Source organism: Caballeronia sp. 11_S32 (genome assembly GCF_056930355.1).
Window position 1 is genome coordinate 136,459 of record NZ_JBXOWH010000001.1, and the last position, 18,596, is coordinate 155,054.

An 18,596-nucleotide genomic window follows, 5' to 3' on the forward strand; every position below is an offset into this window, starting at 1 on the left:
GGCGTATCGGATGTATCGCGTGTATCCATGACAATTTTTTGATTGTATTTGCTTTTGCCCGTAGCATGCGCTCATGCAATCCATGCGCTGAAAGGAGACATCATGCACATCGCCATTCTGACGTTCGAAGGCTTCAACGAGCTCGATTCGCTCATCGCGCTCGGCATTCTCAATCGCGTGAAGAAGCCGGGCTGGAAGGTGTCGATTGCTTGTCCGTCGGATGAAGTGCGCTCGATGAACGGCGTCGTCCTGAAAGCGCAGGCGACGCTCGAAGACGCCGCCCGCGCCGATGCCGTGATCGTCGGCAGTGGCGTGCTTACGCGCGAAGTCGTCGCCGATGCCGCGTTGATGGTGCGCATCCGGCTCGATCCCGCGCGCCAACTGCTCGCCGCGCAATGCTCGGGCACGCTGATTCTCGCGAAGCTCGGCCTGCTTCAGGACGTTCCCGCCTGCACGGACCTCACGACGAAGCCGTGGGTCGAGGAAGCGGGCGTGCGCACGCTGGATCAACCCTTTGTCGCGAACGGCAATGTGGCCACGGCGGGCGGATGCCTCGCGTCGCAGTATCTCGCAGCGTGGGTGATCGCGCGGCTCGAAGGCACGGACGCGGCGCGCAGTGCGATGCACTATGTCGCGCCGGTCGGAGAGAAGGAAGAGTACGTGGAGCGCGCGATGCGGAACATCGCGCCATTCGTCGAAGTCAGCGTCTGAGGGCGCGCGCGTTCATGCGCGCTTCCTCTTCGGCGCCGCCTCTTGCCGGCTCTTGCTCTTGCCCTTGGCCGAATGAACGACCTTCAGCTTCTTGCTCACGAGGAAGAGCGCTTCCGCCTTCGTCGCGACGCACGGCCCGGAGCCGAGCAGGGGCTGCCGCGCGGTTTCGCGCAACGCGAACACCGACACCACGCCGATCGCCGATGCTGCCATCAGATAGTACGCCGGCATCATGAGATTGCCGGTCGCATCGACGAGCCATGCCGTGACGAGCGGCGTCGTGCCGCCGAAGAGGGACACCGAAACGTTGAAGCCGATAGCGAGCGCGCCGTAACGAATGCGCGTCGGGAAGAGCGCGGGCAGCGCTGATGGCATGACGCCCGTGAACGTCGAAAGCAGTGCGCCGAGGATCAGCAAGCCGAGAAACACCGGCAGCATCGCGCCCGTGCGCACGAGCAGCAGCGCGGGAATCGACAACACGAAGAGACCGATGCAGCCGAGCATCATCACGGGCTTGCGGCCGATCAGATCGGAGAGATGCCCCGCGAAGAGCGTCATCGGGATCATCAGCACCATCACGAGCAGCACGAGAAAGAGGCCGTGGGTTTCGTCGAAATGCAGCGTCGCCGACAGAAAGCTCGGCAGGTACGACAGCGCCATGTAATCGGTGACGTTGAAGATCAGCACGAGGCCCACGCACTGCATCATCGGCTTGAACTGCTGCGTGACCAGTTGCTTGAACGTTTGCTTCGGGCGCGACCGTTCATGCGCTTCGCGCGTCTCGGCTTCCTTCTTGAAGGCCGGCGTTTCTTCGAGCTTCATGCGGATATACAGGCCGACGAGCCCGAGCGGACCCGCGATCATGAAGGGTACGCGCCATCCCCACGAAAGCAGCGCGTCGTGCGAGAGCAGCGCGGTCAGCAGCGCGACCGTGCCCGCGCCGAGGATATAACCCGCGAGCGTGCCCACTTCGAGAAAGCTGCCGTAAAAGCCGCGCCGCGAATCGGTCGAGAATTCGGCGATGAACGTGGCTGCGCCGCCATACTCGCCGCCCGTGGAGAAGCCCTGCACGAGACGCGCGACGAGCAGCAGCACGGGCGCGTAGATGCCGATCGAGCTATAGCTCGGAATCAGGCCGATACAGAAAGTGCCGACGGCCATCATGATCATCGTCATGGCGAGCACGCGCTGGCGGCCGATCTTGTCGCCGAGCGGACCGAACACCATGCCGCCGATCGGCCGCACGAGAAAGGCGGTGGCGAACGTCCCGAAGGTCGCGATCAGTTGCGCGGACGGACTGCTCGACGGAAAAAATACTTGGCCCAATACGACGGCGATATAGCTATAGACGCCGAAGTCGAACCATTCCATGGCGTTGCCGAGCGCCATCGCGCCCACGGCACGCTTCAGAAGCGCATGATCGACGATGGTGATATCGCCCAGCGTGAGGGGCGGCGAAGGTTTGATTCCGGCATTGCGCTCGTGCGAGGGGCTCAATTGTCTCACTCCTGATTTTCAAGGCGAACACGCGGGACGGCGATGTGTTCGAGCAGAAGGTCGCCGATGAGGCGCGCGGCCCTCGGCATGATGGGTCGATAGAGTGTGCGGACCGCGGCACGTGCTTGCCTTCGCTCACGCGTCCGGAAATCGGCAGAAAACGACACTCGCCCGTTCGTGCTGTCGGATCGAGACGCACACGGCGCGGCGCAAGCGTTGGCCGCGCCCCGACAATGCTCTTCTGCGCAGATGACCGCGCCTCCCGCTCATTCCCTTTGCCATCAAGGCTTCCAGCGAATTGGAGCGACGCACCCATTGCGATTGGCATGGGCCATGCACTTGTCGAAGCGGGCGCGATGATGCCTTCAACACGATGTTCGAGTCCGGCGAACGCGTTGATTGATCGCGCCTCTTTTTTTATCGACACGTTCACTGGAGTCGCCATGAAAGCGAAAGCCTTCGCCCTCATCCTGTTCGCGAGCGCCGCATTGCCGGCCGCTTCCGCCTTCGCCGCCGATTGCGCCACGGCGAACATGCATTGCCAGGGCAAGGTCGCGCCGGTATCGCACGGCACGCACGCCGTTCATGCCACGAGCGCGAAGGATGTCAGGCGCGATTCGCCCGATGTCGGCGGCGGCGACGCATACAAGACGCAATCAGGCAAGCGCGAGCAGCGCGACAGCATCGACGCGTGGTATCGCGGCGGCTGATAACGTAAGCGATCAATCGAGCGTGATGCCGTCGAAGCGATGCCCGCCGAGCGGGCTGATCAGATAGCCGTGCACGCGCTTCGAGATAGGCTGGAAGATGTTCGCGTGCGCGAGCGGCGTGTAAGGCACCTGATCCTTGAAGACCACCTGCGCTTCTTCGTAGAGCTTCGTGCGCGCATTCTGATCCGTGACGAGGCGCGCTTTCGCGAGCAGATCGTCGAACTGCCTGTTGCACCACTTCGCCATGTTGCTGCCGTGAACCGCATCGCAACCGAGCGTCGTGCCGAGCCAGTTGTCGGGATCGCCGTTATCGCCGAGCCAGCCGTAGAGAATCGCATCGTGCTCGCCGTTGGTCTTCGCGCGCTTGTTGTACTCGGCCCATTCGTAGGTGACGATGTTCGCCTTCACGCCGATCTTCGCCCAGTCGGATTGAATCAGTTGCGCCATCAGCCGCGCGTTCGGGTTATAGCCGCGCTGCACCGGCATGGCCCAGAGCGTGATCGTGAAGCCGTTCGGAAAGCCTGCTGTCTTCAATAGCTCTTTCGCTTTCGCGGGATCGTGCGGCGCGTCTTTGAGCGCCTTGTTATACGACCATTGCGATGGCGGCATCGGGTTCGTCGCGACGGTGGCCGCGCCTTCGTAGACCGTCCGGATGATCGCCTGCTTGTCGATAGCCATGTCGAGCGCGCGGCGCACGTTCACATTGTCGAGCGGCTTGTGCGTCGTGTTGTAGCCCACATACGCGACGTTGAACCCGACACCCGAGAGCACCGTGAGCTTCGGATCGTTCTTCGACGCGGCGATATCGGCGGGGCGCGGAAACGACGTCACCTGGCATTCGCCGCTCGACAGCTTCTGCTGGCGCACCGCCGCATCCGGCGTGATCGAGAAGACGAGCTTGTCGATGTGCACGTCCTTCCGGTTCCAGTATGCCGGGTTAGCGTCGTAGCGGATCGTCGAATCCTTCTGATAGTCGCGGAACACGAATGCGCCCGTGCCCACGGGCTTTTGATTGAGGTCCTCGGGCTTGCCCTGCTTGAGCAATTGCGCGGCATACTCGCCCGAAACGATCGATGCGAACTCCATCGCGATGTTGCGCACGAACACGACATCCGGCGTCTTGAGCGTGAAGCGCACGGTGTAGTCGTCGAGCTTGTCGACGGAGGCGATGTTCTTGTCGTAGCCGAGATCGGTCAGATACGGAAAGCTGACGGGATGCGCCTTCTGAAACGGCTCGTTCGGATCGATCATGCGCTTGAACGTGAACACGACATCGTCCGCGTTGAAGTCGCGCGTGGGCTTGAACCACGCGGTCGACTGAAACTTCACGCCGCGCCGCAGATGAAACGTGAAGGTCTTCGCATCCGGCGACTCGTCCCACTTCTCAGCGAGACCCGGCACGAGATCGAGCGTGCCGCGCTTGAATTCGACGAGCTGATCGTAGACTGCGTGCGCGCCCGCGTCGAAATCGGTGCTGGTCGTGTATTGCGCGGAGTCGAAGCCGGCGGGACTGCCTTCGGAACAGAACACGAGCGTTTTGCCCGCAGCCGATGCGGCTTGCGAACTCATTGCGAATGCGGCGAAGATCGAAACGGCAAGGAGGCGTTGCGTCGAAAGCATTTTTCTTGTTTGCTCGGAAGAGTGGGCAAGCCGCCTCGCGGCGGGCGTGAGCCATACTCTACCAAGCAAACGTTTTTGTTTCGCGATCGCGCTACATTGCGCGCAATGCGAAACGTTTGAGCTTGCCCGTTTCGGTGCGCGGCAGCGCATCGAGGAACACGACGACACGCGGATACTTATAGGGCGCGACGTTGCGCTTCACGAAGTCCTGCAACTCGGCAATCAGTGCATCGTCGCGATCGAAGCCGGGATTGAGCACGACGAACGCCTTCACGATCTGCCCGCGCGTTTCGTCGGGCACGCCGATCACGCCGCATTCCGCGACGGCTTCATGCTGCATCAGCACGCTTTCCACTTCCGGCCCGGAGATGTTGTAGCCCGCCGATACGATCATGTCGTCGGCGCGCGCCTGATAGAACACGTAGCCGTCTTCATCGATGACGACGGAATCGCCAGGCAGATTCCAGCCGTCGCGCACGAACTTCGACTGACGCTCGTCGGCGAGATAGCGGCAGCCTGTCGGGCCGCGCACCGCGAGCTTGCCGATCGTTCCGGGCGGCACGGGCTGCATCGCATCGTCGACGGCCTGCACGATGTAACCCGGCACCGCGCGCCCGATCGCATGCTCGCGCACGTCATCGCCCGCGGACGAGATGAAGATATGGATCATTTCCGTGCCGCCGATGCCGTCTATCATCTCGATGCCGCTCGCGTCGCGCCACAATGCGCGCGTCGAATCGGGCAAGGCCTCGCCCGCCGACACGGTCTTCTTCAGGCTCGCGATATCGAAGCTTTTGATGAGCGGCGCCATCTGCCGATAGAACGTCGGCGCGGTGAACATGATCGTCGCGCGAAAGCGCTCGACGGTTTGCAGCAGCGTTTCGGGCGTGAGCTTTTCGAGCAGCACCGTCGATGCACCGGCACGCAGCGGAAAGCACAGCAAGCCGCCGAGCCCGAACGTGAACGCGAGCGGCGGCGTGCCGCAGAACACATCGTCGGACGTGGGCTTCAGGATGTGGCGCGGGAAGAGATCGCACATCGCAATCACGTCGCGATGAAAATGCATGCAGCCCTTCGGCGCGCCCGTTGTGCCGCTCGTGAACGCGATGAGGCACACGTCATCGGCGGCGGTATCGCATGCCTCGAAATGATCGGGCTTCGATGCGGCGAGCGATTCGAGCGAGCCCCGTGCATCGTCGTGAAACATGAGGACTTGCGCGAGCGTTTCGCAATGGAACTCGCCGCCTGGCTCGCGGCAGCGTGCCAGTTCTTCGGTGAGGCGCACGTCGCATAGCGCCGCGGAAATGTGCGCCTTGTCGATGATCTGCTTGAGCTCCTTCGCGCGCAACAGCGGCATGGTCGGCACGACGACGAGTCCCGCCTTCAACGCCGCAAAGAACGCGACGGCCATCTGCAAGGTATTCGGGCCGCGCAGAAGTATGCGATTGCCCGGACGCAAGCCCATTTCATCGACAAGCACATGCGCGCTGCGATTCACGAGCGCGCGCAACTCGCGATAACTCGTTGCATGCGGCGCGCCGTTCACATCGGACCAGATCGCGGGACGATCGCCGTGACCGCTTTCGATCGCGCGCTCCAGCAGTTCCGTCGCGCAATTCATGCGCGCGGGGTAGGCGACATCCGCGTTGTCGAGCATGAACACCGGCCATTGATCCTGCGGCGGCAAATGATCGCGCGCGAATGTATCGACATGTGCTGACCGTTCCATCGTGCTCTCCGCTTAGTCGGGAATGACAGCCGTGGCTTCGATTTCCACCAGTGCTTCGTCTTCGATGAGCGCGACCACCTGCACCGCGCTCATCGCGATGTCGTAATCGCCGATCAGCTCGCGAAACGCCGCGCCGATTTCCTTCGCCGCCGCGAGATATGCGCGCTTGTCGGTGACGTACCATGTCATGCGCACGAGATGCTCGGGCTTGCCGCCCGCTTCGCGCAGCACGTCAACGACATTGCGCAATGCCCGCGCGGCCTGCGCGCCGAATTCCTTGCTGACGAAGCGCGCCTGTTCGTCCCAGCCGATCTGCCCGGCGATATACACCTGCGTGCCGCGCACCGCGACGCCGTTCGCATAGCCGCGCGGCTTGACCCAGCCCGAAGGCAGAAGCGTCTTTTTCATGAGCGTGTCTCCACTAGAGTCTGTTCAGATATGAAACGCGCATGCGCTGCCCCGTAAAGGGCCGATCGCAAGGAATGCGACGAAGCTAATACCGGGCGTATTCGCGAGGAGCATGACGCCGCGAGCGGCCCTTTACGGGGCAACCCCTGACTAGAAAAATTCATTCTTGGGGAACGCCCGAAATCGGCCGTATTGCGGCGTCGCGCGTCGCTTGTTTGGGGCCGCCAAACGGCGCGCCGCGCTCCTTGCACTACAGCCGGTTTCGGGCGTTCGCATGCGCGTTTCATATCTGAACAGACCCTGCCGATACGCGGCTCGTGCCGGGCGCGAACTGCTCGATTGCGCGGGCTATGTCGCCGGGAATGTCTATCGAGCGGCCATCGTCGAGCGATGTCGTCACCAGAACCTGCTTCGCGTGAAAGCGCACTTCGCCATCGCAATGACAGACGATATCGATGCGGATCGAGCGCTGTCCGATCGAATCGACGGCAAGCGAAAGCGTCACCGTTTCGCCCATGCGGCTAGGCCTCGAGAACTCGCAATTGAGCTTGACGATGGGAAGCCCGACGCGGCGCCCGGCTATCATCGTTGCGTAGTCGATGCCGAGCGCATCGTTGAACCAGTCCTCGACGAGCGCGTTCGTCATCACGAGGTATTGCGGAAAGTACACGATGCCCGCCGGATCGCAGTGCGCGAAGCGGATGCGCATCGGCATATCGAAGGTTGGCTTCATCGCTGGGCGTCTCCATGCGCTTTCAACAGATCCCGTCCGACGATCAACTGCTGCACTTCCGTCGCGCCTTCGTAAATGCGCAGCGCGCGAATCTCGCGGTACAGCGATTCCACCGCCGTGCCGCTCTTCACGCCGAGTCCGCCCCACAACTGCACGGCCGCGTCGATGACTTGCTGCGCGCCTTCGCTCGCATGCCACTTCGCCATGGCGGCTTCGCGCGTGACGCTTTCGCCCTGATCGCGCAGCCAGGCGGCGCGATAGACGAGCAGCGCGCTCGTGTCGATGGTCAACGCCATCTGCGCGAGCTTCGCCTGCGTCAGTTGAAAATCGCCGAGCGTCTGGCCGAACATCTTGCGCGATGCGGCGCGATCGAGTCCTTCCTGCATCGCACGGCGCGCAAAGCCGAGCGATGCAGCCGCCACCGACGTGCGAAAGATATCGAGCGTGCGCATCGCGATCTTGAAGCCTTCGCCGGGCACGCCGAGCATCTGGCTGCGCGGCACGCGCGCGTTGTCGAGGTGCAGGCGCGCGAGCGGATGCGGTGCGATCACGTCGATGCGTTCGGCGATGCGCAAGCCCGGCGTGTCCGCATCGACGATGAACGCGCTGATGCCGCGTGAACCGGGCGCTTCGCCGGTGCGCGCGAACACGACATAGAAGTCCGCGATGCCGCCGTTCGAGATCCAGGTCTTGTCGCCGTTCAACATGTAGGCGTCACCATCGATCCGTGCATCGAGCGACATGGCCGCGACGTCCGAACCTGCTTCGGGTTCCGACAACGCAAATGCCGCCAACGCCGTGCCGCTTGCAACGCGCGGCAAGTAGCGCGCCTTCTGTTCGTCGGTGCCCGCGAGCGAGATCGCGCCGGACCCGAGCCCTTGCATCGCGAAGGCGAAATCGGCAAGGCCGTCATGCTTCGCCAGCGTTTCGCGCAGAAGACACACGGCGCGCGTATCGATCGTGTCATTCGATGCGCCGTATTGCGTGCCGCCGATGCAATGCCTGAGCCAGCCCGCATCGCCGAGCATGCGCACGAGGCGCTTGCAGGTCGCGTCGGTATCGGCGTGATCCACATGCTTCAGATGCGCGGCAGCCCATGCATCGGCATTGCGCGCGAGTTCGCGATGACGCTCATCGAAGAAGGGCCACGCCAGCGCGCTGTGAAGATCGGCGTTCATTCAGTCTCCTTCGAACACCGGGCGCGTTTTCGCTGCGAATGCGCGATACGCGCGCTCGAAATCCCGCGTGCTCATGCAGATCGCCTGCGCCTGCGCTTCGGATTCGATCGCTTCGTCGATGCTCATGCTCCATTCCTGATGCAGCATTTTTTTCGTGATGCCGTGCGCGAAGGTCGGGCCCGCGACGAGTTCCGATGCGAGTTTCGCGGCTTCGTCGAGCAGCGTTTCCGGCGCACAGAGGCGGTTATAGAAGCCCCAGTTGTAGCCTTCGTCGCCGGTCGCGGCACGGCCCGTGAACAGCAGCTCCGATGCGCGCCCCTGACCGATGATGCGCGGCAGGATCGAGCACGCGCCCATGTCGCAGCCCGCAAGACCGACGCGCGCGAACAGGAACGCGAGCTTGCTGCGCGCGGTGCCGAGGCGCATATCGGAGGCCATCGCGAGAATCGCGCCCGCGCCTGCGCACACGCCATCGACGGCGGCGATGACCGGCTGCGGGCAATGGCGCATCGCCTTGACGAGATCGCCCGTCATGCGCGTGAAGAGCAACAGCTCGGGCATCGGCAGATCGATCAACGGAGCGATGATTTCATGCACGTCGCCGCCGGAGCAGAAGTTATCGCCCGCGCCGTGAATCACGACGGCTTTCACATCGGTTGCATAGGCGAGCTGGCGGAACAAGTCCCGCAACTCCGCATACGATTCGAAGGTCAGCGGGTTCTTGCGCTCGGGGCGATTCAGCACGATGGTCGCGACGTTGTTCGTCACGGACCAGCCGAAATGCTTCGCGCGATAGGCCGCGAGCGTCGTGCGGTTGCCGGCGAGAAGCGCGTCGGCGGCGGATGAGGTCATCGTTGTCTCCTTCAGTCCTTCAATGTCTTCATCAGATGTTGCTTGAGCTTGCCGAGCCGCTGATGCGTCTGCGACTTCTCGTTCAGCTCGAGACCGCCGAACATCTCGACGACCCATTGCTCATGCGCGGTCGCCATCTTGTCGAACGCGGCGCGGCCTTGCGGCGTGAGACGCACGCTGGTCGAGCGGCGATCGTTCGGATCGGTATAGCGTGAAACCAGGCCTTCCTTTTCCAGTTGATCGGTGATGCCCGTCACGTTGCCGCCCGTGACCATCATGCGGCGCGATAGCTCCGTCATCTTCAAGCCTTCCGGATGACGTTCGAGTTGCGCCATCAGGTCGAAGCGCGGCAGCGTGGTATCGAACTCGGTGCGCAGCCGCTTGCGCAATTCGGCTTGCACGAGGTTCGTCGTGGTCAGCATGCGCAGCCACAGGCGCAGGCCCATGTGACTGTCGGTGCCCGTGCTCATCTCCAGATCGACGACGTTCTCCGCGGGCTTTTCAATGCCCTTGCGCGGCGGTTTCGGCTCCGTCGCGGTCGTCGTTTTCTTGTTGCGTGCGGCGTGGGTCACGTTACTTCTCCACCTGATACGGAAATAGATTGGCCGTTCATCGCTTCGGAGCCGGGCGCGCAGAGCCATAACACGGCGTTGGCGACTTCTTCCGGCTGCACGAAGCGGCGTTGCGGGTTGTTTCGGACGAGTGCCTCGCGTGCATCCTGTTCGCTGCGCGAGGTCTTCGCCATGATCTGATCGAGCGATGCGCGCAGCAGCTCCGTTTCGGTATAGCCGGGACAGACCGCGTTGACGGTGATGCCTTTGGTCGCCACTTCGGCGGCGAGCGCGCGCGTGAGGCCAATGACGCCATGCTTCGCCGCGCAATAAGCGGCGACATACGCGTAACCGATTTGCCCCGCCGTGCTCGCAACGTTCACGATGCGGCCATAACCGCGTTCGAGCATCGCGGGCAATACGGCGCGCGTGCAGAGGAACACGCCGGTGAGATTCACATCGAGCATGCGTTGCCACAGTGCGGCATCGGTATGCGTGAAGGGCGCGGCCTGCGCGTGGCCTGCGTTGTTCACGAGCAGATCGACGGGGCCTGCGCGCATGAACGCTTCTTTCACGGCCGTTTCATTCGTGACGTCGACACTGATGCACGCCACATCCCCGTATGAACGCATCGCATCGCGCTGCGCTTCGAGACGCGCGATATCGCGGCCCATCAGCGTGACGCGCGCACCGGCACGCGCGAGCACCGCTGCGCACGAGGCGCCGATGCCGCTGCCGCCGCCTGTCACGACCGCATGTTTATCGACGAGAGCTGTCATGATCAGACCGTTCCTTCGGCGCGTTGCGCGCGTTCTTGCGGCGTGAGGCGCGCATTGTCGGCGGCCATCGCGCGCTCGCGTTCCAGATTGCGTTCGAGTTGCGATTTGGCGGCGACGTATTGCTTCGGCCAGGCGATATCGAAGTAGCCGATCTTCGCCGCTTCGTTCAAGGTCCACGACGGATTCGCGAGATGCGGACGCGCCACCGCGCACAGATCGGCGCGTCCCGCCGCGATGATGCTGTTCACATGGTCCGCTTCGGATATCGCACCGACCGCGATCGTCGCGATGCCCGCTTCGTTGCGGATGCGATCGGCGAACGGCGTCTGGAACATGCGGCCGAACACGGGCTTTTCCTGCTTGCTGACCTGTCCCGACGAGACATCGATCATGTCCGCGCCCGCTGTCTTGAAGGCGCGCGCGATTTCGACGGCGTCGTCGGGCGTCGTGCCGCCGTCAACCCAATCGTGCGCGGAGATGCGAACGGACATTGGCTTGTCCTGCGGCCAGACCGCGCGCATGGCCTTGAAGACTTCGAGCGGATAACGCAGGCGATGGTCCAGCGAGCCGCCGTATTCATCGGTGCGATGATTGGTCAATGGCGAGAGAAAGCTCGACAGGAAATAGCCGTGCGCGCAATGTAGTTCGAGCCAGTCGAAGCCGGCTTGCGCGGCCATTTCGGCGGCGCGCACGAATTGCGCTTCGATCTCGCGCAATTCTTCATGCGACGCCTCGCGCGACCACTGGCTCACGCCCTGCAAATACTGTTGCGGCGAAGCGGAAACGAGCGGCCAGTTGCCTTCGGGAAGCGGCTGATCGATGCCTTCCCAGCTCACGCGCGTCGATGCCTTCGCACCGGCATGGCCGAGTTGCATGCCGATCTTCGCATCCGATTGCGCATGCACGAAATCGACGATGCGCTTCCACGCGGCGAGATGCTCCGGCGCATACATGCCCGGACATCCCGGCGTGATGCGCGCTTCAGGCGATACGCACGTCATCTCCGTCATGACGAGCGCGGCGCCGCCCATCGCACGCGCGCCGAGATGCACCAGGTGATAGTCGCCCGCGATGCCATCGACGGCGGAATACTGCGCCATCGGTGAGACGACCACGCGATTCTTCAACGTCACGCCGCGCAGTTTGAAGGGCGTGAACATCGGCGGAACGGAACGTTGCTGCGCATTGCGTTCGATGCCCGCGCGCGCGGCGAGCCAGTCTTCGAACGAGGCGAGATAGCGCGCATCGCGTTCACGCAGGTTTTCATGCGAGATGCGCTGCGAGCGCGTGAGCAACGAATACGCGAACTGCTCGGGCTCGAACGACGCGTAACGGTCCACGTGCTCGAACCATTCCGTCGAATTGCGCGCTGCGTTCTGGATGCGTAGCACATCGACGCTGCGCACCTGCGTGTAGTGTTCGAGCGCGCCTTCGAGATCGCCTTCCTGCTTCGCGAACGCGGTGTCGATGCTATTGGCGAGCTCGATGGCATCCTCGAGCGCGAGCTTCGTGCCGGAGCCGATGGAGAAGTGCGCGGTATGCGCGGCATCGCCCATCAGGACGACGGGCGTGCGCTTGCCGTTCGCATCGTCGCGCCAATGCACCCATTCGCGATTCACGACGCGAGGAAAGCGAATCCATTGCGCGGAGCCGCGCAGATGCGTGGCGTTCGAGATCAGCGCATGGCCGTCGAGATACTTTGCGAAAAGCTTTTCGCAGAACGCGATGCCGTCTTCCTTGCTCATGTCGGCGAGGCCCGCCGCGCGCCAGACGCGCTCGGGCGCCTCGACGATGAACGTCGAGGTGTTCTCGTCGAAGCGATAGGCATGCGCCTGAAACCAGCCCCATTCGGTCTTTTCGAAGGCGAACGTGAAGGCGTCGAAGCATTTGTTCGTGCCGAGCCACACGAAGCGGCAATCGCGCATATCGATATCGGGCCGATATGTCGACGCGTATTTCTGACGGATCGCGCTGTTGAGGCCGTCGCTCGCGATGATGAGGTCGGCGTCGTAGTCGTCGTCGTTCGTGACCTGCGTTTCGAAGACGAGCTTCACGCCGAGCTGTTCGCAACGCGCCTGCAGGATATTCAGCAGACGTTTGCGGCCGATGCCGCAGAAGCCGTGTCCCGACGAGCGGATCGTGCGGCCGTTGATATGGACTTCGATGTCGTCCCAGTGATTGAAGGCGCCGAGAATGGCGTCGGCGCTTTGCGGGTCTGCCGCGCGCAGATTGCCGAGGGTCTGATCGGAGAAGACCACGCCCCATCCGAATGTGTCGTAAGGACGGTTGCGTTCCACCACGGTGATGTCGTAAGTGGGGTGGCGGTGCTTCATCAAAAGGCTGAAATACAGGCCCGCCGGGCCTCCGCCGATGCAGACGATGCGCATGCTTGCTCTCCGACTGGTGTCTCCCTAAGTCGATAATTTAGGTCTTGATAGTTTAGATGTCAAGTAAATTGACGGGCGGGGCGTAACTGGAGCCCTCGGTAACCCTCGCATTCAGCCGCAAGTCCGGTATCGATGCCGAGACGGGCTTTGAACAATGTTTAAGCGAACAACGAGGCGGGGATGGAACTGGTGCAGTGCGCGCGCGATGGCGGGGAAACGTCCGCGATCCATGATCTTGCTCTGGAACGCAGTTGTTTCAGCGAGTGAGGACGATGCAAGGCGCATATGGCGATCTCAATGGGAACCTCGCTTTGTCGGCGATCAGTTTCATTCGGCCACTTCCTCTATCGCGTCTCTTCGAGCGCGACAATCATCTTGTAGCAAGCAATGTGAGTTGGTCCAGCTGCCTTGATTCACGGCGTTTTTAATACCTCGCGCGAATTTAAACGCGTGACGGCAAGCACGAAGCGACGGGGATATACGTTGTATTGCGACCCCGATAAGCCATTGTGATTGAATGTGTCGTCCACATGACGTGAGCGGGAACGTAGCATCGCCCAGGCGTCGTCGCCAAAGCGGAACGTGAGCGGTGCGCAGTACAGAAACGGCACTCGAAGACTATCAATTGTGCGAATGATATAGGCGGATGGTTGGAAAGTCTCGACCCAGTCTCCCGGGTAAGGCTCGATGTAACAATCACAAACGGAACGAGTAACGTATGCAGTTAAATCCTTTAGATTCTTCACGGACGTTCATAATATTTCGGACTGTTATCTAGATAAATTTTGGTGCTCGCACGCCGTCAAAAAAGGTACGCATTGCCAGCTGATAGACAGGCTTGAAGTTCACCGTAAACGATCTATTGTTTGAGACACCGGCCATAAAACCATCAGTGGACCTGAGGGATGGCTTCCGGCCATCGCCTTTCATCTACCCGACGATGATCTGATTCCAGCGAGACGACGCGGTATCGAACGCGCAGACGCGACAAAAAAATTGCGCACGTTCGATAGAACTCAATCTGGCGAATCGACGAACTCCCTTGATTGGAAGGAGGCGGCTGCGCGCGCTCGCGACCGAATGGCGTCGGCACTTATTCGACGTCCGTAGCAACAAGAACAGACTGAGCGGGGATCCGATTTCCTAATGGCCTCTGGCCAAAGGAGGGCTCATGCATACGACGAGGAATGTGACGCGGCGCGACGTTCTGGAAACGATGGGCAAGGCGACGCTGCTTGGTATCGGCGGGCTGGCAGCGTTGAGCGCCATGACGCCGGTCGTCGCTCAGGTCGGGCGCCAGAAGTCGGCCGTCTCGAGCGTTTCGTGGGGCCCGAATCGCCTCGATATTTTTGGTCTCGGCAACGATAACCAGATGTATCACAAGGCCTGGAATGGCAACTTCTGGTCTCCTTCGCCGACCGGATGGGAAGGATTGGGAGGCGTATTCAGCAGTCAGTCCTCCGCGGTTTCATGGGCTCAGAACAGGCTCGACATCTTCGGCCTCGGCACAGACAACCAGATGTATCACAAGGCCTGGGCCGGGGGATGGTTTCCGTCTCCGGGCGGCTGGGAAGCGCTGGGCGGGCGTTTCAACAGCCCTCCGGCGGCCGCGTCATGGGGCAGCAACCGTCTCGACATTTTCGGTCTCGGCACTGATAACGGGATGTATCACAAAGCATGGGCCGGTGGCTGGTTTCCATCGCCCACGGGCTGGGAATACCTCGGTGGCGTGTTCGCCTGCCCGCCCGCAGTCGTCTCATGGGGTCTCAACCGCCTCGATATCTTCGGGCTCGGCACGGACAACCAGATGTACCACAAGGCCTGGGACGGCTCGTGGCATCCGTCAGGACTAGGATGGGAGCCGCTGGGCGGCGTGTTCTCGAGTCCCCCGGCCGTCGTTTCGTGGGCGCCAGATCGTCTCGACATATTCGGACTGGGGACCGACAACCAGATGTATCACAAGGCCTGGGCAGGGGCATGGTTTCCGTCGCCGGGGGGATGGGAACCGCTGGGAGGAGTATTCAACAGCATGCCCGCGGTGGAGTCCTGGGGGCCCAATCGGCTGGATATCTTCGGAATCGGCACCGACAACCAGATGTATCACAAGGCTTGGGCCGGTGCATGGTTCCCGTCCCCGACCGGATGGGAAGGACTGGGTGGTGTGTTCACAAGTCCGCCGTCGGTGACCTCGTGGGGCAACAATCGCCTCGACATCTTCGGCCTCGGCACGGACAACCAGATGTATCACAAGGCATGGGCTGGCGCATGGTTCCCGGGACCCACTAGCTGGGAAGGTCTTGGAGGTAATTTCAATAGCCGCTTCTAAAAGACCCGCTTGAACGCGTCGAAGAACGGGTCGTCTTCTGCGCGTTCAAGTTTTGGCGATATCTTTTGTTCAACGCCGTTTGATCGATCGGTTCACGAGTGGGATCGAGTCGCGCAAACGTCGGCTTCGCAAAGCAGGCGCTTCATGATGTCGTTGGCATCTCGGATGCGGCGTTCGCGTTCGGTGCGAGCATCTTCTTCATCGCTTATGTGTTGCTCGAAGTGCCGAGCAATCTCGCGTTGCACAAGGTCGGCGCGCGTAGGTGGATGTGCCGCATCATGGTGACTTGATCTGGTGTCCTCGGCGACGATGTTCGTGCAGGGACCGACGAGTTTCCAGATGCTGCGCTTCGTGCTGGGCGCGTGCGAGGCGGGCTTCTTCCCCGGCGTGATGCTCTATCTGACCTACTGGTTTCCCGATGCACGGCGCGCGAAGGCGATGGGCCTGTTCTACCTTGGCGCGCCGCTCGCGTTCATGTTCGGTGCGCCGTTGTCAGGTTACCTGTTGCGCTTCGACGGCATGCTCGGCTATCAGCGGATGTTCATGCTCGAAGGCCTCGCAGCGACCGCCGCAGGAGTATGAGCGTACTTCTATCTCGATGACAACCCAGCCGATGCGACGTGGCTCGATGCCGACGAAAAACGAGCCCTCATCGCGACGCTTGCGAATCGCACGGTGCTGTATTTGGCTTCGTGTTCTTCCTGATCCAGATGGGTGTGTCTGTCGTCGTGTTCTATCTGCCGACGTTCCATTCAGAGCGGCCTTTTGAAGGACCGCCGCCGTGACCGGCTTTACTGTCTCGGATCACCGTCAGTCGCTGCCGGAACGCGCTTTATCCGACGGATACCGCAACAGATGATCGGTGCCGGATTCGGACAACCAGACTTCGCCGGGGCGCCCCATCATCTGACGCACGTTCGCGTGTGGCCGTGGCAGCGCAAGCGTGTCGAATCGCTCGGTCCGCGGGTCGAAGCGCACTAATGCGTTGGCGCTCCATTCACTGAGCCAGACGATGTTCTTGTCATCGACGAATATCGCGTACGCATGCGGATTCGGGCCGGGCAGCGGCCATTCCCGCCATTGATGTGTTGCGGGGTCGAACATGCCCACCTTTCCTGCATTCCACTCGCTGACCCAGACGCGTCCCTTCGAATCGGACCATACTCGCCGCGCGCCTTGATCCGGTGTTGGCGGCTCGATGACCTCTGCCGCGCCGCTCACCGGATCGATACGGCCAAGATAGCTGCCAGCCAGGGACGCGAAATACACGCTGCCGTCAGCGGTGACGCAGATGCCGTACGCGCCGGGACCACGCGGCGCATCGAATACGCGCATGTGGCCGCTCGCCGGATCGAGCTCGCCGTAGATTCCGCTTTGCCCCGTAAACCAGAGATGGCCTCGCCTATCGAAGACCGCCGTGTTCAGATTCGCGTTCCGCCGGTCCTTGGGCAATGGAAAGCGCTTGACCGCGAGTGTCTTCGAATCGACGCGCACGATTGCGTTCAGCCCGCCGTCCGTGATCCATGCCGCCCCATCCTGACCGACGATGACGCCGTGCGGTGCCGACCCGTCGCCGAGCGCGACGGGGTCGATCTTGCCGCTTCGCGGGTCCAGCCGTCCGACCGCGCCTCGTGCCTGCGCGGTGTACCACACCGTTCCGTCCGGCGACGGCGCGACGTCGTGCGGGGCGCTGCCGGAAGGAACGGCGAATGAATCGAAGGATGGAGGCTGGGCCTGCGCCGAAGCCGTCGCGACCAGGGCGCCGACAAGAACCGGCGCACAATACCGGAAGAACATTGCGATGAAAATCATGTTCGCCCCTATGGCACAGGAGGTGCCGGCGATACTGCTCGCTGCGCATTGCCAGATCCGTTTCGACGGAGGAAGCGCATGGACTCGTTACGACATAGCCCACGCTCGGCCTCGCGCCGCGGTTGCGCACTGCTGCTCGCTGCTGCATTCATGGCCCAACTGACGCCGCGCATTTCCTCGGCGGCGGACGAGCCCGATGTGACGCATCTTCCGCTTCAACACGTGGGGGATGTTCCATTGCCCGGACGCGCATCGCGCTTTGACTACGAAAGCGGAGATCCCGAACGCCATCTGTTGTTCATCGCGCATCTGGGCGATGGCGAGATCGTCGTCTTCGATACGCAACACGCGCGCGTCGTCGATACGATACCCCAAGTCGATGCCGTGCATGGCGTGCTGGTGGTCCCGCAGTTGTCGCGCGTGTTCGCGTCGGCGACCGGGACGAACGAGATCATCGCATTCGACGAGAAGACGCTGAAGATCGTCGCGCGCATGCCGGGCGGCGTCTATCCGGACGGCATGGCTTATGCGCCCGAAGCACACAAGCTTTACGTCTCCGATGAAGCGGGAAAGACCGAGACCGTGATCGATGTTTCGACGAATCGGCGCGTCAAGACGATCGCGCTCGGCGGTGAGGCGGGCAACACGCAATATGATCCCGTCTCGGGGCATATCTTCGTCAACGTCCAGACGCGCCGGCAGCTGATGGAAATCGATCCGGCCACGGACACAATCGTCACGCGGATCGGCTTGCCCGGCGCGAACGGCAATCACGGCTTGCTTATCGTGCCGCAATCCCGTCTTGCATTCATTGCCTGCGAAGGGAACAGCCGGTTGCTTATACTCGATATGCGCGCGATGCGCGTAACCCAGTCCTTCGACGTCGGACGAGATCCCGACGTGCTTGCCTTCGACGCGTCCGCGAACACGGTGTACGTGGCAGGGGAAGCAGGTGTCGCATCGATGTTCCGCATCGAAGGGGCACGCGTCACGAAGTCCGGCGCGGGTCGTCTGGGCCCGAATGCTCACGTCGTATACGTCGATGCGGCGACGCGCCGATCGTACTTCCCGCTGGCAAGCGTAGACGGGCATCCGGTGTTGCGCGTCATGGTGCCGCGGCCACATTGAACGCGCGCACGGAAAGTATCCGCAAGCTTTGGCGGATAAGCGAGGCTCCGCAAAATCCGCATTTACCCTCTCCAACCACGCGTTCCTTTTGATGTAGGCTTTCTACACATTTAGAACATACCTTGCAGAAAGGTACGGCGAAGGCAGGCGTGAACGCTTCGTCGGCACAATGAAC

General features: G+C 62.0%; 17 protein-coding genes. 6 read left to right on the forward strand and 11 right to left on the reverse strand.

The window, feature by feature from the left end; genetic code table 11:
• Nucleotides 1–102 precede the first annotated feature (102 nt).
• Nucleotides 103–711, forward strand: a complete 609-nt coding sequence (locus tag AC1Z32_RS00630) for a DJ-1/PfpI family protein (RefSeq protein ID WP_483476784.1) — start codon at nucleotides 103–105, stop codon at nucleotides 709–711.
• A 12-nt stretch (nucleotides 712–723) separates the two neighbouring features.
• On the opposite strand, the gene proP is transcribed toward AC1Z32_RS00630, so the two are convergent.
• Complete coding sequence (gene proP, locus AC1Z32_RS00635; protein WP_483478167.1) at nucleotides 724–2,178, reverse strand: glycine betaine/L-proline transporter ProP; 1,455 nt, start codon at nucleotides 2,176–2,178, stop codon at nucleotides 724–726.
• A 473-nt stretch (nucleotides 2,179–2,651) separates the two neighbouring features.
• Here proP and AC1Z32_RS00640 point away from each other — a divergent pair, with 473 nt between their 5' ends.
• On the forward strand, nucleotides 2,652–2,918 hold the full coding sequence (locus AC1Z32_RS00640) for a hypothetical protein (protein ID WP_483476785.1): 267 nt from the start codon (nucleotides 2,652–2,654) through the stop codon (nucleotides 2,916–2,918).
• A gap of 12 nt (nucleotides 2,919–2,930) precedes the next feature.
• Here AC1Z32_RS00640 and AC1Z32_RS00645 read toward each other — a convergent pair whose 3' ends face one another.
• From AC1Z32_RS00645 to AC1Z32_RS00685, 9 genes are all read right to left on the reverse strand, one after another.
• Nucleotides 2,931–4,538 carry an ABC transporter substrate-binding protein gene (locus tag AC1Z32_RS00645; RefSeq protein ID WP_483476786.1) on the reverse strand — a complete coding sequence of 536 codons (1,608 nt, stop codon included), beginning with the start codon at nucleotides 4,536–4,538 and terminating at the stop codon, nucleotides 2,931–2,933.
• A gap of 91 nt (nucleotides 4,539–4,629) precedes the next feature.
• Nucleotides 4,630–6,267 carry an AMP-binding protein gene (locus tag AC1Z32_RS00650; RefSeq protein ID WP_483476787.1) on the reverse strand — a complete coding sequence of 546 codons (1,638 nt, stop codon included), beginning with the start codon at nucleotides 6,265–6,267 and terminating at the stop codon, nucleotides 4,630–4,632.
• A gap of 12 nt (nucleotides 6,268–6,279) precedes the next feature.
• Nucleotides 6,280–6,675 (reverse strand): RidA family protein, encoded by a 396-nt coding sequence (locus AC1Z32_RS00655; RefSeq protein WP_483476788.1) that lies wholly within the window; start codon nucleotides 6,673–6,675, stop codon nucleotides 6,280–6,282.
• Nucleotides 6,676–6,958: 283 nt separating this feature from the next.
• Entirely contained in the window at nucleotides 6,959–7,408 is a 450-nt protein-coding gene (locus tag AC1Z32_RS00660) for an acyl-CoA thioesterase (protein ID WP_483476789.1), read from the reverse strand.
• Nucleotides 7,405–8,586, reverse strand: coding sequence for an acyl-CoA dehydrogenase family protein (locus tag AC1Z32_RS00665; RefSeq protein WP_483476790.1), 1,182 nt, complete (start codon nucleotides 8,584–8,586; stop codon nucleotides 7,405–7,407). Before AC1Z32_RS00665 ends, AC1Z32_RS00660 begins: the two co-directional genes overlap by 4 nt.
• Entirely contained in the window at nucleotides 8,587–9,438 is an 852-nt protein-coding gene (locus AC1Z32_RS00670; RefSeq protein ID WP_483476791.1) for an enoyl-CoA hydratase family protein, read from the reverse strand.
• An 11-nt stretch (nucleotides 9,439–9,449) separates the two neighbouring features.
• The gene (locus AC1Z32_RS00675; RefSeq protein WP_483476792.1) at nucleotides 9,450–10,010 is read right to left on the reverse strand and encodes a MarR family winged helix-turn-helix transcriptional regulator; all 561 of its coding nucleotides are present in this window, start codon (nucleotides 10,008–10,010) and stop codon (nucleotides 9,450–9,452) included.
• The gene (locus tag AC1Z32_RS00680; protein WP_483476793.1) at nucleotides 10,007–10,768 is read right to left on the reverse strand and encodes an SDR family NAD(P)-dependent oxidoreductase; all 762 of its coding nucleotides are present in this window, start codon (nucleotides 10,766–10,768) and stop codon (nucleotides 10,007–10,009) included. Before AC1Z32_RS00680 ends, AC1Z32_RS00675 begins: the two co-directional genes overlap by 4 nt.
• A 2-nt stretch (nucleotides 10,769–10,770) precedes the next feature.
• Nucleotides 10,771–13,155, reverse strand: coding sequence for a bifunctional salicylyl-CoA 5-hydroxylase/oxidoreductase (locus AC1Z32_RS00685; protein WP_483476794.1), 2,385 nt, complete (start codon nucleotides 13,153–13,155; stop codon nucleotides 10,771–10,773).
• A 1,171-nt stretch (nucleotides 13,156–14,326) separates the two neighbouring features.
• Between AC1Z32_RS00685 and AC1Z32_RS00690 the strand changes: the two genes are divergently transcribed.
• From AC1Z32_RS00690 to AC1Z32_RS00700, 3 genes are all read left to right on the forward strand, one after another.
• Complete coding sequence (locus tag AC1Z32_RS00690) at nucleotides 14,327–15,481, forward strand: PLL family lectin (protein ID WP_483476795.1); 1,155 nt, start codon at nucleotides 14,327–14,329, stop codon at nucleotides 15,479–15,481.
• A 98-nt stretch (nucleotides 15,482–15,579) separates the two neighbouring features.
• Nucleotides 15,580–15,771, forward strand: coding sequence for a hypothetical protein (locus AC1Z32_RS00695; protein WP_483476796.1), 192 nt, complete (start codon nucleotides 15,580–15,582; stop codon nucleotides 15,769–15,771).
• A gap of 4 nt (nucleotides 15,772–15,775) precedes the next feature.
• Entirely contained in the window at nucleotides 15,776–16,063 is a 288-nt protein-coding gene (locus AC1Z32_RS00700; protein WP_483476797.1) for an MFS transporter, read from the forward strand.
• A 228-nt stretch (nucleotides 16,064–16,291) separates the two neighbouring features.
• On the opposite strand, the gene AC1Z32_RS00705 is transcribed toward AC1Z32_RS00700, so the two are convergent.
• Entirely contained in the window at nucleotides 16,292–17,278 is a 987-nt protein-coding gene (locus tag AC1Z32_RS00705) for a Vgb family protein (RefSeq protein WP_483478168.1), read from the reverse strand.
• 165 nt (nucleotides 17,279–17,443) lie between these two features.
• Between AC1Z32_RS00705 and AC1Z32_RS00710 the strand changes: the two genes are divergently transcribed.
• Complete coding sequence (locus tag AC1Z32_RS00710; RefSeq protein ID WP_483478169.1) at nucleotides 17,444–18,421, forward strand: YncE family protein; 978 nt, start codon at nucleotides 17,444–17,446, stop codon at nucleotides 18,419–18,421.
• Nucleotides 18,422–18,596 lie beyond the last annotated feature (175 nt).

What these genes read in the sequence shown, in the direction of transcription:
- AC1Z32_RS00630 (WP_483476784.1), top strand. Translation starts at nt 103, where the DNA reads ATGCACATCGCCATTCTGACGTTCGAAGGCTTCAACGAGCTCGATTCG.
- AC1Z32_RS00640 (WP_483476785.1), top strand. Translation starts at nt 2,652, where the DNA reads ATGAAAGCGAAAGCCTTCGCCCTCATCCTGTTCGCGAGCGCCGCATTG.
- AC1Z32_RS00645 (WP_483476786.1), bottom strand. Translation starts at nt 4,538, where the DNA reads ATGCTTTCGACGCAACGCCTCCTTGCCGTTTCGATCTTCGCCGCATTC.
- AC1Z32_RS00650 (WP_483476787.1), bottom strand. Translation starts at nt 6,267, where the DNA reads ATGGAACGGTCAGCACATGTCGATACATTCGCGCGCGATCATTTGCCG.
- AC1Z32_RS00655 (WP_483476788.1), bottom strand. Translation starts at nt 6,675, where the DNA reads ATGAAAAAGACGCTTCTGCCTTCGGGCTGGGTCAAGCCGCGCGGCTAT.
- AC1Z32_RS00660 (WP_483476789.1), bottom strand. Translation starts at nt 7,408, where the DNA reads ATGAAGCCAACCTTCGATATGCCGATGCGCATCCGCTTCGCGCACTGC.
- AC1Z32_RS00665 (WP_483476790.1), bottom strand. Translation starts at nt 8,586, where the DNA reads ATGAACGCCGATCTTCACAGCGCGCTGGCGTGGCCCTTCTTCGATGAG.
- AC1Z32_RS00670 (WP_483476791.1), bottom strand. Translation starts at nt 9,438, where the DNA reads ATGACCTCATCCGCCGCCGACGCGCTTCTCGCCGGCAACCGCACGACG.
- AC1Z32_RS00680 (WP_483476793.1), bottom strand. Translation starts at nt 10,768, where the DNA reads ATGACAGCTCTCGTCGATAAACATGCGGTCGTGACAGGCGGCGGCAGC.
- AC1Z32_RS00685 (WP_483476794.1), bottom strand. Translation starts at nt 13,155, where the DNA reads ATGCGCATCGTCTGCATCGGCGGAGGCCCGGCGGGCCTGTATTTCAGC.
- AC1Z32_RS00690 (WP_483476795.1), top strand. Translation starts at nt 14,327, where the DNA reads ATGCATACGACGAGGAATGTGACGCGGCGCGACGTTCTGGAAACGATG.
- AC1Z32_RS00705 (WP_483478168.1), bottom strand. Translation starts at nt 17,278, where the DNA reads ATGTTCTTCCGGTATTGTGCGCCGGTTCTTGTCGGCGCCCTGGTCGCG.
- AC1Z32_RS00710 (WP_483478169.1), top strand. Translation starts at nt 17,444, where the DNA reads ATGGCCCAACTGACGCCGCGCATTTCCTCGGCGGCGGACGAGCCCGAT.